Here is a 13,439-nt window from a genome sequence, read left to right as displayed (position 1 = left end):
GATTTCATCTAAAAACCGATATATTTACACCTTCAAAAATCAATGGTCTTTAGGATGAAAAAAATTACTTTACTGTTTTCTATATTATTTTTAACGCTCTCGTCATGTGGCGTAAAAACCACCCAATCTTTAATAAGCGACGGAAATTATGACGCTGCAATTGATCGCGCTGTCGAAGCTTTAAGAACCAAAAAAGATTCTAAAGGAAAACAAGATTATGTGTATTTGCTGGAAGAAGCTTTTGCAAAAGCCAAAGACAGGGATTTGCGCGATCTTGATTTGTTGACAAAAGAAGCAAATGCGGCAAATGCTGAACGTATTTATAACACGTATATGCAATTGAATAATCGCCAGGAAAAAATAAGACCTTTATTGCCTTTGCAATTAATGAAACAGGGACGAAATGCTTCTTTTCCGTTTGATAATTACTCAAATGAAATTGTAAGCAGCAAAAATGCTTTGTCTAAATACTTGTATGAGAATGCTTCGGCACTTTTAAAATCAAAAAACAAACTGGATTTTAGAAAAGCGTACGATGATTTTTTCTATTTAGAAAGTATAAATCCTGGTTATAAGAATGCCAAAAAACTGATGGACGATGCGCAGTTTAAAGGAACTGATTTTGTAGATATTTATGCTACAAATGTCACTAATATGGTGATTCCAAGACAGCTTCAGGATGATTTATTGGACATCAAAACTTATGGATTAAACGATAAATGGACGGTTTACCATAACGTAAGACAAAAAAATATTACTTATGATTATAGTTTAATTGTAAACTTTGTACAGATAAATATTTCGCCTGAGCAAATAAAAGAAAAGCAATTCATCAAGGAAAGAGAAGTAAAAGATGGTGTAAAAACACTTTTGGACAGTCGCGGAAGACCCGTGAAAGATAGTTTGGGCAAAGAAATAAAAGTCGATAATTATAGAATGCTTCGTGCGAATATATATGAATTCAGACAATTTAAATCTTGTCAGGTAACAGCAAAAGTAGATTATGTTGACTTGAAAACGAATCAATTAATGCAATCATTCCCGCTTACGAGCGAGTTTATTTTTGAGAATATTTACTCGACTTACAAAGGAGACAGAAATGCTTGTGAGGATAATTACATGAATTATTTTAATAAACGTTCTGTGCCATTTCCTAATAATGAACAAATGGTTTTTGATACCGGCGAAGATTTAAAAGCCCGACTCAAAGATATTATTGTCAAGAATAGATTTAGAGGATAATTTTAGAACTACTTAAATCAGTAGCTGAAATTTTCGAGAATTAATTATTCTACTTCAGATAAAGATATTAAAGACGCCTTGTGCGTCTTTTTTTATATAAAAACACAAAATTACGTTTGGCTATTTTCTGCAGAATATAGTATTTTAGCAATACAAAATTCTAAATATCAAATAATTGCAAAATCATAATTTATCTCACTTATGAAAAACACTCTTGAAATAGCCAATAGATTCAGAGAAATTATTTTGAATGGAACTTGGGTTGCAAATACCAATTACAAAGATCAATTGACCAATTTAGATTGGAAAATTGCAACAACTCCAATAAAGAATCTTAACACAATCGCGATTTTAGCGCAACACATTCACTATTATATCAACGGAATCAATATTGTTTTTAAAGGCGGAAATCTGGATATAAAAGACAAATTTAGTTTTGACTTCCCTCCTATTAATTCGCAGGAAGAATGGGATTTCTTTTTGTCTAAATTCTGGAAAGACAGCGAAGAATTTGCCGCTTTGATTGAACAAATGCCTGATGAAAAACTAGAACAAGGTTTTGTCGATGAAAAATATGGAACCTACAAAAGAAATATCGAAGCCATGATCGAACATAGTTATTATCATTTGGGCCAAATTGTTTTGCTCCATAAAATGATAAAAGATTAATGTAATTACTAATTGGAGACGCACTGCTGTGCGCCTCTATAATCAATTGGTATTTAAAAACATTGTATTTATAATCTGAATTCGTAGAGGCGCACAGCAGTGCGTCTCGGTTATTAATTTCCAGCGTTCAAAAACGCATTTTCCAAAAAAAATCAAAAAATACATTGCGCAACCAAAAAGTTGCTTATATTTGCAACTGATTGGTTGCTAATTTAAATAAATCAAAAATGAAACGAGATATTTTTCAGGCTATTGCTGACCCGACCCGCAGAGCAATTTTAGTATTGGTGGCAACAAATGCTTTGACTCCAAATGCTATTGCAGAAAAATTTAATACAACACGACAAGCCGTTTCTAAACACATCAAGATTCTCAATGAATGTGAATTACTCGATGAGAAAAAAATGGGTCGCGAAATTTATTATCAACTTAGAATTGACAAAATGAAAGAAGTTGACAAATGGCTGGAACAATTCAAGGAGATTTGGGAAAACCGTTTTACTCAACTTGATCAAGTATTAATGAATCTAAAATCTAAAGAAAATGAAATCTAATCTATTGATGAATTTTACCGTGGACAAAGAAAACAGCACGGTAAACGTAAAACGTGAATTTAATGCATCTCTTGCAAATGTTTGGTCTGCGTGGACTGAAGCTGAAATACTGGATCAATGGTGGGCGCCATCGCCTTGAAAGCCAGAACTAAAAGTATGGATTTTAAAGAAGGCGGACGCAGACTTTATGCAATGGTTGGTCCTCAGGGCGAAGAACATTGGGCAATTGCCGATTTTACTTCTATAACTCCTAAATCAAATTTTAAATATCTGGATGCTTTTTGCGATAGCGAAGGTAATCTAAACGTAGATTTCCCAAGATCTAAATGGAATGTAGGTTTCTCTGAACAAGGCGATTCGACTATTGTTGACATTGCGATTAAACATGATAATTTATCTGATTTGGAAAAAATTATCGAAATGGGATTCAAAGAAGGTTTTACTATTGCTTTGGAAGGTTTGGACGAAATCTTTGCTTCAAGAGCGAAATAAGTTTTATAATTTATTCACTAAATCCCGTTTGTTTATTGACAAACGGGATTTTTTTTGAAATATAATATCTACAAAAGTTGTATTTTAGCTTCATTAGAAAGTCATTCTAAAAATTTCAAAAATCAATACCACAATGACCTGAAGAGGTTATTAAATATCACAAAATGAACAAAACTATTATCCTTTCCCTTTTACTTCTATCTTCAACTTTAATTTTTAGTCAAGCCAAAAAATCAAAAACAACAGAAACTGCCAAACCTTTTGTATTGGGAGTTATCGATGAAATTCAATCGCAAGAATTAGGCGAAAAAAGAATTCTGAACATCTATCTTCCAGAAGGTTACAAACCAGAAGATGCAACAAAATATCCTGTAATTTATTTATTGGATGGTTCGGCAGATGAAGATTTTATTCATATTGCGGGATTGGTTCAATTTAATAGTTTTGAATGGATCAATCAAGTTCCAAAATCTATTGTTGTGGGAATTGCAACAGTCGACAGAAGAAGGGATTTTACTTTTCCAACAACTATTGAGAAAGATCAAAAAAAGTTTCCAACCACTGGACATTCTGATAAATTTATTGCTTTTATCGAAAAAGAATTACAACCATTTATTAATAAAAAATATAAAACCACAGATTCAAAGACCATTATTGGTCAATCGCTAGGCGGACTTTTAGAAACTGAAATTCTATTAAAGAAACCAACGCTTTTTAATAAATACGTGATCGTGAGCCCAAGTATTTGGTGGAATAATGGTTCTATATTAAATCTGGACAGCCCACTTTTTCAGGAAAATTTCACTCAACAAACAGATATTTATATCGCAGTTGGCAAAGAAGGTTTAACTCCAACCGAAATTCCGAGAGTTATGGAAGTTGATGCAAACTTATTAGCCGAGAAAATTAAAGCATCAAAAAGCAAAAACATAAAAGTATATTTCGACTATTTTCCTAAAGAAAATCATGCTACTATTTTACATCCTGCCGTTTCAAATTCTTTCCGCTTTTTTTATCCGATACAAGAATAAGAATCCTGAAAATGACAGAATACAAATTTTATAGTAATGAAAAACTTAGACGAAAATAAAATAGACAATCCCGTTTGGAATTCATTATCTGAAACGCATCAGGAATTTGCTATTGACTATAAAGGAACTAAATTTTACAATCCTGATTATTGTCCGTTTGGAGGTTTTACAGAACTCGGAACTACGATAGAAGCAACAAATCAATATTCGGCTTTAGCAGAAAATTTCTTCGTTGTTGGAGAAAAACCTGAAATAGCTGATTCTCTAAATATCTCAAAAGAATTGATTTGCCTTCAAATGGTTATTTACAACAAAATAGAATTATCGATAACATCTGAAATCGTAAAACTTACCGAAAATCATAATGAGGAATTATGCAATTTGGTAAATTTGGTTCAGCCGGGATATTTCAAAAACAAAACTCCTTTATTGGGAGATTATTTTGGAATTTTCAAAGACAATCAATTAATTGCGATTACTGGTGAACGCATGAAAATGAATGATTTTACCGAAGTCAGCGCCATAATAACGCATCCGAATCATACGGGAAAAGGTTACGCAAAACAATTAATCGCTCATGTTGTGAATAGAATTTTTGATCAGAATAAAATTCCTTATTTGCATGTTGTCGAAAATAATATTGGTGCAATCAAATTATACGAAAAACTAGGTTTTATTACGAGAAGAAAAATTAGTTTTTGGAATATTTCTAAAAAACAGTAACTTTACCCCTAACCTAAACCTACTATTAATCCCACTAATCTACTATGGTAATGAAAAAATTAATTTTAATCTTCATTTGTTTAATTGGTTTGTCAGTAAGTGCACAAACAGAAAAAGAGCTCGTTGGAAAATGGATGTTGGTAAAATGGACGAAAAACGGACGAACGCAAGACATTAAAGCTTACTATAAAACGACTCAGGTTTTACAAATTTTCGAAGGAAATGGAGATTTTGAAAGTCGTATTGGTAGTGATAGCCAATATTCTAAATGGAAATTAACTCAAAACAATTCGCAACTTGTAATTGTTGACCCTACTGTTTCAATTACATCTTCTATTGATTATTTTGATGCTAAAAAACGTATAATCACATCAGAAACCGGAACATTTGAATATAAGAAGATTCCTGATGCTGAATAAGAGGTAACTGTCTTATAACTAAAATAGTGAAAACTAATTTATTACTTGAATATGACACCGAATAAAAAAACTGTAAATGAATATATGGCAGCATTTAGAGTAAGTGATCATGACCGGGTTTTGGCTTGTCTTACTGATGATGTTATATGGGAAATGCCTGGAATTTATCAACATATTGGTAAAGAAGCATTTGACAAAGAAATCGAGAATGATAATTTTGTTGGAAGTCCAACTATTCAAATTATAAAACTTATCGAAGAAAATGATATTGTCATTGCCGAAGGCGCTGTACAAGGAAACATGAAGAACGGCAATATATTAGACGCCGTTTTTTGTGATGTTTTCGAAATGCAAAACGGTAAAATAAAAAAACTAACTTCTTATTTGATGTCACGAAATGCAAGTTTAAAATTTGAATAAAATTTTACCGCAAATCACGCCAAGGTTTTTCGCAAAGTTCGCAAAGCTATATCTAAATAAAGCTTTGCGAACTTTGCGTTTACTAACCACAATTCTAAACAAAACAACTTTGCGTTCTTTGCGGTTAATAATCATCTTAAGCTACAAAGATTGTTACTTTCCTTTGCGGAGTTTCTCACGGAGATTCCTCGTTCCTCGGAATGACAAGATTCTCAAATCTCAAATCCAAGCAATCTAAAATCATTATCCCAGCCATCCATCACGATCTAAACTTCTGTATTGAATAGCTTCGGCGATATGTTGCGAAATTACGGTTGGCGAAGCATCCAGATCTGCAATCGTTCTGGAAACTTTCAGAATTCTGTCGTAAGCTCTTGCAGAAAGATTCAGCCGTTCCATTGCGGTTTTTAGTAATTGTTTCGATTGCTCATCTAGCGCACAATATTCGCGAATCAGTTTACTGCTCATTTGAGCATTGTAATGTATGTTTTCTATTTCTTCGAAACGTTTGGTTTGAATTTCTCGTGCTGCTGTAACGCGCTTTCGGATTTCGACACTACTTTCTGCTTTTTGATCATCGGCAAGTTTTTCGAAAGGAACCGGAGTTACTTCGATATGGATATCAATCCGATCTAATAATGGTCCGGAAATTTTACTCAAATAACGCTGCATTTCGTGTGGCGATGAAGTATTGGGCTGACTTGGATCATTAAAAAATCCACTTGGACTTGGATTCATACTCGCCACTAACATAAACGAAGATGGATAAGTAACCGTAAATTTTGCACGCGAAATAGTTACTTCACGATCTTCAAGCGGCTGACGCATTACTTCTAAAACATCACGTTTGAATTCGGGCAGTTCATCCAAAAATAAAACGCCATTATGCGCCATCGAAATCTCACCCGGTTGCGGATAACTTCCTCCGCCAACAAGTGCAACATTCGAAATAGTATGATGCGGACTCCGAAATGGCCTTTGATTCATTAATCCTACTTCTTTTAATTTTCCGGCAACACTATGAATTTTAGTAGTTTCGAGCGCTTCACGCAAAGTCATTGGCGGTAAAATACTTGGTACTCTTTTCGCAAGCATCGTTTTTCCGGCTCCGGGCGGACCAATCAGAATAATATTATGTCCTCCGGCAGCAGCAATTTCCATACAGCGTTTTATACTTTCCTGACCGCGAACATCTGAAAAATCGAACTCAGGAAAATCTAATGTTTTATAAAATTCTGCACGTGTATCAATAATTGTTGGTTCCAGCGTTCCTTTTCCTGCAAAAAAATCAATTACTTCTTGTAGTTTTTCAACTCCGTAAACATTTAATCCCGTTACAATTGCAGCTTCTTTTACATTTTGAATAGGAAGAAAAAAACCAAGATATCCTTCTTCTTTCGCTTTTATAGCAATTGGCAAAGCGCCGCGAATAGGCTGTAAACTTCCGTCTAAAGAAAGTTCGCCCATAATAATGTACTTTTCGATTTCAGGAGCTTTAATCTGATCTGAACCTACTAAAATTCCCATTGCGAGAGGTAAATCATAGGCGGAACCTTCTTTTCGCAAATCGGCAGGCGCCATATTGATTGTAATTCGCTTTCCCGGCAAACTTAATCCGTTGTTTTTTAAAGCCGCAGCAATTCTAAAACTGCTTTCTTTTATCGCACTATCCGGCAAACCAACTAAATGATAACCAATACCTTTATCCATATGAACTTCTACTGTAATTGTTGTCGCTTCGACTCCAAAAACGGCACTTCCGTAAACTTTTACTAACATAATCAATCTTTATCAAGAATGTAAATGTATCTAATTATGAAAACAAAACGTCATTTTTTGTAACTATTTTCTTTCTTTAATTTACTTTACGATTTAACCTTTAAATTAATTTTAATAAATTTTATCCTAAAGTTGATTATAGTTTTTAATTGTTATATTCGTTTTTCAAAACCTAAATCTTATATCAATCAAAACCTAAAAACCATGTCATTTTTTAAAAAACTTTTCGGAAAAAATAAAGAAGAACAAAAAGTAGAACTGAGAGAAGAGCAAAAAGCAGCACCAAAAACACAGCAACCAGAAGAACAAAAAGCTGAAATAAAAATACCACAACTAGAAGAACACATAATACAAGAGGACAAAGAATCATCTGATGAAACAAAATTATCCTGGATCGCAGCTGCAGAAAATCCTTGGGGACATGACCTTTTAGATTTACGTCCTTTTAGTCAAACTATGATTTCCACTTCAGGAAATCAACAAATGGCGATGAATGCGATTTCTTATGGTGGCGAAAGTGGTACTTCTTTTTTTGGTCTAAGACCTGAAAACACAAAAACTATAGCTGCAAATATTTCGCTTAAAATTGATCAGGCACTTTATCCGGGAGTTTTGTTTACACCTGATACAATGGAAAATAAATGGGCAGTTTATTTTGATGGTGAATATCTAATTTTCATTCGCAGTTGGTTAAGAGAAGTTTTGGTCGTTGCCAAAACCATTCAAAAAGACAACCAACTTATTGTAGAATCTATTACAGGTGAATTTACAGAAGATGAAAGTCCGGAACTTACAAAAGCTATTCTTAATTTTATTTTAATTAGCCATTCGATCGGAGAGATTATTCCTGCTCCAATCCCTGCTGAATATGAAAACGACACAGATCTTGCAAGTAAATGGGCATTTTCGACTTATGGAAATATGGGACAATTAGGAATTTTTACTTCTGATTTTTTACCTGTTTCTGATTCCCCTTTGCGTACACATTCTTTACTGCATATAGCTGTTGCACGTGGAGAAATACAAGAAATAGAAGATGAATTTAATAGAGGAACAAATTTAAATGCCTTAGCGGGAGACGGATTAGCGCCATTGCATTGGTCAATTGCTCCGGAAAATATAGACTCTATGGCAAAATTATTAGACTTAGGCGCTGATCCAAACGGATTAACGCATGAAGGTGCGACGCCTATAATGAATGCTGTACAATCAAATAAAATGGATAAAGTAAAACTTCTTCTGGATTATGGTGCCCTTATTAATATTCAGGACGACAGAGGATTTACGGCATTGCACAGAGCTGCAGAAAGAGGACATATTGATATTGTGAAATTTTTATTAGCAAACGGAGCAGATAAGACAATTTCGGCGCAAGGACATACTGCAATTTCTCTTGCAACTATAACAGAACAACATGAAATAATAGAGTTACTGAATTAAAACACAGTAATTAAATTTTAAATCGGGTTAAGTAAAACTTAACCCGATTTTTGTTTTTAGCAATTCTTTCGTCTTTCACAAAAATAAATATTTGATATTTTATTCTTTATCCAACCATTTTTCATCATCTAAATCTTGTTCATATTCAGATGTTCCTGTAAACCCAAGTTCCTCGAGTTTTTTTAAATAGGGCGTATAATCAAAAAATGGTTCATTCCAACCTTCCAGATCCCAGATATTGTCGATTACTGATGCTAACCATCTTGGCGGTGGATTATATTTCTTAAAATAATCGATTTTTTCTTCAGTTGTTTTACAATTTTCTTCAAACCAAATATAAAAACAGTCACAAAATTCATCACCGCTTCCTATTCTCCAAAAAATACTATAAGGATGTGAGTCTGGTTTAAAAATCCAATGTGGAGGTACTTCTCCGTATTTCTCAATAAACTGATTTATTTTATTTGCAAGATATTCTGTTTTCTCAATCATATATTTATCTGTAATAAAATCTACTATTATTTATCTTCAAATATATAATTTTCTAAAACTCTAACCCAATCTGATTCTTAATTTCCTCCACAATTCGACTTAATTCCAAACTATTCTGATGTGACCAAAGCGAACTTTCGATTTGATTGTTTCGAATGCATTTATGACATTCAATAGCCTCATAAGTGTATCCTTTTCCAAAATTTGGTAAACTATATTTGGATTCTTTTTCTCCTTTAAAAATAGAATATCCATCAGCAACAAACCACGGCGAATTTAGCTGAATATATCCTTCAGTTCCGCTGATTGTTGCTTTCATATCAGATTCTGAAATTATCGAAGCTTGCAAAGTCGATTGTGCATTTTCATATTGCAAAATCATAGAAGTCTGAAGATCTATTCCGTTTATATGATTAATAGATTTCGCCATAATTTCCTCCGGATTACCGAGTATTATATAGGAAAGAAATAATGGATAAACACCAATATCGAATAAAGCCCCGCCTCCATTATTTTTATCAAAAAGTCTTCCTCCCTCCTTTTCATCTGCATAAAAAGAAAAATCAGCTTTTACAGACTTTATATCGCCAATTATTCCCAGATTAATTTTTTCTAAAACCTCTTGAACCGATGGAATAAAACGCGTCCAAAATGCTTCCATAAAAAACTTATTATGCTTTTTAGACGCTTCAATCATTCGAATAGCATCTTTATAAGAAAGCGACATTGGTTTTTCGCATAAAACATGTTTTCCGTTTTCTAATGCTTTTATAGATAATTCGGCGTGCGAATCGTGCGGAGTTGCAATGTATATGATATCAACCTGATCGTCCTTAAAAAGTGCGTCGTACGAATCATACGCTTTTGGGCAATTGTATTTATTAGCAAACTCAATCGCTTTATCCTTATTTCTCGAAGCAACTGCAAATATTTCAGCATCTTCTAAGAGTAATAAATCGCTGGCAAATTGATTTGCAATATTTCCCAAGCCAATAATTCCCCATTTAATTGTATTAATATTTTTCATAATTTTCATTAAGTACTACCTATCAACGGTTTAATTAAAATTTTATAGAAATAAAGAAAAATCATTCAAAAAAATGAATTTTAGATAACATATATTTCATATTTTTAGCAACAAATTTGCAAATAAACTATGAAAAAAGCCCTATTCCTACTCTTTCTGAGTGTATTTTTAACAAAAACATACGCGCAGGATTACTTTCCAGTTAATGAAACTGTTCATAATACAAACAAAAACTACACGGTCTTTACCAATGCTACGATTTATGTAACTCCAACACAAAAAATCGAAAAAGGAACTTTACTAATTCAGGACGGCAAAGTAATTTCCGTTGGAAATAATATTGCAATTCCTAAAAACAGCATTACAATTGATCTTGCAGGAAAAACGATTTATCCTTCATTTATAGATATCTACACTAGTTTTGGGGTCGAAAAACCAAAAAGTAATAATCGATATGATCAAGATCCTTTGTACGATACTAAAAGAGTTGGTTATTATTGGAACGAAAGTATTCGCCCAGAAGTAAATACTTATGAAACTTTTAAATACGATCAAACAAAGGCCGAAGAATTATTAAAAGCTGGTTTTGGAGTTGTTGGAACTCATATTCCTGATGGAGTTGCACAAGGAACGGGAATTTTGGTTGCCCTGAATAATGCCGAAAACAATAAACGAATTATTGCTAATAAAATCACCAATCACTTAGCTTTTTCGAGAAGTGTCTTGACAAATCAGGCTTATCCAAGTTCATTAATGGGCATGATGGCTTTGTTGCGTCAGATGTATTTAGATCTTGATTGGTATAAAAAAGGCAATTCTGATACTAAAGATTTGTCTCTTGAAGCTTTGGCAAACAATGAAAAATTAGTTCAAATTTTTACAGCAGAAGATAAATTAAACAGTTTAAGAGCCGCTAAAATTGCTAAAGAATTTGGTTTAACCTATATCATAAAAGGAAGTGGAAATGAATTTGAAAGAATCGAAGAAATTAAAAGTACGAACGTTAAATATATTATTCCGATAAGTTTTCCTGAAGCTTATGATGTTTCAAATCCGTATTTATCAAACCAAATCGAATTGGCTGATATGCGTTTCTGGAATCAGGCGCCAACAAATCTTAAAGTACTTTCAGACAACGGAGTCGTGTTTGCCTTAACAACCGATAAATTAAAAAAGACTGAGGATTTTAAGACTAATTTATTGAAAGCCATTAAATATGGTTTTGATAAAACAAAAGCTTTAGAGGCTTTGACTACAATTCCGGCAGCAATTCTTGGAAAAAGTAATGAAGTAGGAAGTTTAAAAACGGGTAGTTATGCCAATTTTGTGATTACATCTGGTGAAATCTTTGATGAAAAAACTATTCTATTCGAAAACTGGGTTCAAGGAACCAAATATGTTGTTAATGATATTAATGCCAAAGATATTCGCGGTAATTATGACTTAACTGTCGGAAAAGACAATTATAAATGGAAAATTGACGGAACTGCTGAAGCTCCAAAATCTGAGATTACTACAGCTGATGCTAAAAAGGTAAACAGTACTTTTTCTGTTTCTAAAAACTGGGTTTCGATATTGATTAAACCTTCTGATACTATAAAAGGCAATTTCACTCGTTTAACCGGATTTATCGAAAAACCGGAAAAATTATCCGGAAAAGCGATTTTAGCAAACGGAGACGAATTGGTTTGGACGGCTTTAAAAACAAGTGCTTTTGTTGCTGTAAAAGATTCTTCTAAAGTGGAGAAACCAAATCCAATTGTTCCAACAACTTTCCCAAATATTGCTTTTGGTGATTCAAAAAAGTTAACGGCTCAGACTTTATTATTCAAAAATGCTACGGTTTGGACAAACGAAAAAGACGGTATTTTAACTGAAACTGATGTTTTAATCAAAAACGGAAAAATTGCTGCTGTTGGTAAAAATCTTTCAGATGCATCTGCTACTGTTATTGATGCAAAAGGCAAACATATTACAAGCGGAATCATTGACGAACACTCTCATATTGCAATTTCAAGAGGTGTTAACGAAAGCGGACACAACTCTACAGCCGAAGTTACGATTGAGGATGTTGTCAATTCAGAAGACATTAATATATACAGAGATCTTGCGGGTGGTGTAACAACTTCTCAATTACTACACGGATCAGCGAACCCGATTGGTGGTCGCTCCGCAATCGTAAAATGGAAATGGGGTGCTGCTCCTGATGAAATGTTATACAAAAATCAACCTAAGTTTATCAAGTTTGCATTGGGAGAAAATGTAAAACAAGCGAATTGGGGAATTGATAATCCTACTCGTTTTCCGCAAACCAGAATGGGTGTTGAACAGGTTTTTACCGATTATTTTCAACGTGCCAAAGAATACGACGAAAGCTGGAAAAAATTCAACGCAGGTTCTAAAAAAGGAAAGGCTCCAAGAGTAGATTTAGAAATGAAAACTTTAGCCGAAATTATCAATAAAGAGCGTTTCATCACGTGTCACTCTTATGTAGAATCTGAGATTTTGATGTTGATGAATGTTACGGAAAAATTCAATTTTAGAGTAAACACTTTCACTCATATTCTTGAAGGTTATAAGGTTGCTGATAAAATGAAAGAACACGGAGTTGGTGCTTCAACTTTCTCTGATTGGTGGGCTTATAAATTTGAAGTAAATGATGCAATTCCGTTTAACGGACCAATTATGCATAATGCAGGTCTTGTTGTTGCTTATAATTCTGATGATGCCGAAATGTCAAGAAGACTAAATCAGGAAGCTGCAAAAGCAGTTAAATACGGAAATATATCTGAAGAAGATGCCTGGAAATTTGTAACTCTGAATCCTGCTAAATTATTACATATCGATGATAAAGTAGGAAGTCTAAAAGTGGGTAAAGATGCCGATGTTGTTTTATGGAGCGATAATCCTTTGTCTATTTATGCTGTAGTTGAAAAAACAATTGTTGATGGTGTGGTATATTTTGACATTCAAAAAGATGCCGAAAAACAATTGGCAATTACTAAAGAAAGAGGCTTGTTGATTGGACAAATGTTACAGGAAAAAAACAAAGGAATGGCAACACAAGCACCTACCAAAAAAGAGAAAATAGAATATCACTGTGATACTTTAGAGCAATAATTTAAGCGTTAAAAAATCAGAAAAGATAAAA

The 13,439-nt window shown here is 33.4% G+C and carries 12 protein-coding genes and 1 pseudogene; 10 read left to right on the top strand and 3 right to left on the bottom strand.

Annotated features, from left to right (window positions below; all coding sequences use genetic code 11):
* The first annotated feature begins 54 nt into the window (after positions 1 to 54).
* The 8 genes and pseudogenes from CLU81_RS19090 to CLU81_RS19055 all read left to right on the top strand — a co-directional run bounded on the left by CLU81_RS19090 (position 55) and on the right by CLU81_RS19055 (position 5,550).
* Positions 55 to 1,242: a hypothetical protein gene (locus CLU81_RS19090; RefSeq protein WP_099711242.1), complete on the top strand. Its 1,188-nt coding sequence runs from the start codon at positions 55 to 57 to the stop codon at positions 1,240 to 1,242.
* 201 nt (positions 1,243 to 1,443) lie between these two features.
* On the top strand, positions 1,444 to 1,911 hold the full coding sequence (locus CLU81_RS19085; RefSeq protein WP_099711241.1) for a DUF1572 domain-containing protein: 468 nt from the start codon (positions 1,444 to 1,446) through the stop codon (positions 1,909 to 1,911).
* A gap of 227 nt (positions 1,912 to 2,138) precedes the next feature.
* On the top strand, positions 2,139 to 2,465 hold the full coding sequence (locus CLU81_RS19080; RefSeq protein WP_099711240.1) for a helix-turn-helix transcriptional regulator: 327 nt from the start codon (positions 2,139 to 2,141) through the stop codon (positions 2,463 to 2,465).
* Positions 2,455 to 2,957: pseudogene (locus CLU81_RS19075) on the top strand (SRPBCC domain-containing protein). Before CLU81_RS19080 ends, CLU81_RS19075 begins: the two are co-directional and overlap by 11 nt.
* A 164-nt stretch (positions 2,958 to 3,121) precedes the next feature.
* A complete protein-coding gene (locus CLU81_RS19070; protein WP_099711239.1) occupies positions 3,122 to 3,988 on the top strand; it encodes an alpha/beta hydrolase in 867 nt (288 codons plus the stop codon).
* A gap of 36 nt (positions 3,989 to 4,024) precedes the next feature.
* On the top strand, positions 4,025 to 4,711 hold the full coding sequence (locus CLU81_RS19065; RefSeq protein ID WP_099711238.1) for a GNAT family N-acetyltransferase: 687 nt from the start codon (positions 4,025 to 4,027) through the stop codon (positions 4,709 to 4,711).
* A gap of 50 nt (positions 4,712 to 4,761) precedes the next feature.
* Positions 4,762 to 5,130, top strand: coding sequence for a hypothetical protein (locus tag CLU81_RS19060; RefSeq protein WP_144444528.1), 369 nt, complete (start codon positions 4,762 to 4,764; stop codon positions 5,128 to 5,130).
* A gap of 51 nt (positions 5,131 to 5,181) precedes the next feature.
* Complete coding sequence (locus CLU81_RS19055) at positions 5,182 to 5,550, top strand: nuclear transport factor 2 family protein (protein WP_099711236.1); 369 nt, start codon at positions 5,182 to 5,184, stop codon at positions 5,548 to 5,550.
* 243 nt (positions 5,551 to 5,793) lie between these two features.
* On the opposite strand, the gene CLU81_RS19050 is transcribed toward CLU81_RS19055, so the two are convergent.
* Positions 5,794 to 7,329: a YifB family Mg chelatase-like AAA ATPase gene (locus tag CLU81_RS19050; protein ID WP_099711235.1), complete on the bottom strand. Its 1,536-nt coding sequence runs from the start codon at positions 7,327 to 7,329 to the stop codon at positions 5,794 to 5,796.
* Positions 7,330 to 7,533: 204 nt separating this feature from the next.
* On the opposite strand from CLU81_RS19050, the gene CLU81_RS19045 reads away from it, so the two are divergent.
* Positions 7,534 to 8,769 carry an ankyrin repeat domain-containing protein gene (locus CLU81_RS19045; protein WP_099711234.1) on the top strand — a complete coding sequence of 412 codons (1,236 nt, stop codon included), beginning with the start codon at positions 7,534 to 7,536 and terminating at the stop codon, positions 8,767 to 8,769.
* A 99-nt stretch (positions 8,770 to 8,868) separates the two neighbouring features.
* On the opposite strand, the gene CLU81_RS19040 is transcribed toward CLU81_RS19045, so the two are convergent.
* Together CLU81_RS19040 and CLU81_RS19035 are read right to left on the bottom strand one after the other, a co-directional pair.
* Positions 8,869 to 9,261: a hypothetical protein gene (locus CLU81_RS19040; protein WP_099711233.1), complete on the bottom strand. Its 393-nt coding sequence runs from the start codon at positions 9,259 to 9,261 to the stop codon at positions 8,869 to 8,871.
* 52 nt (positions 9,262 to 9,313) lie between these two features.
* Positions 9,314 to 10,288 (bottom strand): Gfo/Idh/MocA family protein, encoded by a 975-nt coding sequence (locus CLU81_RS19035; protein WP_099712807.1) that lies wholly within the window; start codon positions 10,286 to 10,288, stop codon positions 9,314 to 9,316.
* Positions 10,289 to 10,417: 129 nt separating this feature from the next.
* On the opposite strand from CLU81_RS19035, the gene CLU81_RS19030 reads away from it, so the two are divergent.
* Positions 10,418 to 13,408, top strand: coding sequence for an amidohydrolase family protein (locus CLU81_RS19030; protein WP_099711232.1), 2,991 nt, complete (start codon positions 10,418 to 10,420; stop codon positions 13,406 to 13,408).
* Positions 13,409 to 13,439 lie beyond the last annotated feature (31 nt).

Source organism: Flavobacterium sp. 9 (assembly GCF_002754195.1).
In the GTDB taxonomy this organism is placed as follows: domain Bacteria; phylum Bacteroidota; class Bacteroidia; order Flavobacteriales; family Flavobacteriaceae; genus Flavobacterium.
This window is presented reverse-complemented; position numbering and strand designations above follow the sequence as displayed.

What these genes read in the sequence shown, in the direction of transcription:
- CLU81_RS19035 (WP_099712807.1), bottom strand. Translation starts at nt 10,288, where the DNA reads ATGAAAAATATTAATACAATTAAATGGGGAATTATTGGCTTGGGAAAT.
- CLU81_RS19080 (WP_099711240.1), top strand. Translation starts at nt 2,139, where the DNA reads ATGAAACGAGATATTTTTCAGGCTATTGCTGACCCGACCCGCAGAGCA.
- CLU81_RS19065 (WP_099711238.1), top strand. Translation starts at nt 4,025, where the DNA reads ATGAAAAACTTAGACGAAAATAAAATAGACAATCCCGTTTGGAATTCA.
- CLU81_RS19060 (WP_144444528.1), top strand. Translation starts at nt 4,762, where the DNA reads ATGAAAAAATTAATTTTAATCTTCATTTGTTTAATTGGTTTGTCAGTA.
- CLU81_RS19050 (WP_099711235.1), bottom strand. Translation starts at nt 7,329, where the DNA reads ATGTTAGTAAAAGTTTACGGAAGTGCCGTTTTTGGAGTCGAAGCGACA.
- CLU81_RS19030 (WP_099711232.1), top strand. Translation starts at nt 10,418, where the DNA reads ATGAAAAAAGCCCTATTCCTACTCTTTCTGAGTGTATTTTTAACAAAA.
- CLU81_RS19090 (WP_099711242.1), top strand. Translation starts at nt 55, where the DNA reads ATGAAAAAAATTACTTTACTGTTTTCTATATTATTTTTAACGCTCTCG.
- CLU81_RS19040 (WP_099711233.1), bottom strand. Translation starts at nt 9,261, where the DNA reads ATGATTGAGAAAACAGAATATCTTGCAAATAAAATAAATCAGTTTATT.
- CLU81_RS19055 (WP_099711236.1), top strand. Translation starts at nt 5,182, where the DNA reads ATGACACCGAATAAAAAAACTGTAAATGAATATATGGCAGCATTTAGA.
- CLU81_RS19045 (WP_099711234.1), top strand. Translation starts at nt 7,534, where the DNA reads ATGTCATTTTTTAAAAAACTTTTCGGAAAAAATAAAGAAGAACAAAAA.
- CLU81_RS19085 (WP_099711241.1), top strand. Translation starts at nt 1,444, where the DNA reads ATGAAAAACACTCTTGAAATAGCCAATAGATTCAGAGAAATTATTTTG.
- CLU81_RS19070 (WP_099711239.1), top strand. Translation starts at nt 3,122, where the DNA reads ATGAACAAAACTATTATCCTTTCCCTTTTACTTCTATCTTCAACTTTA.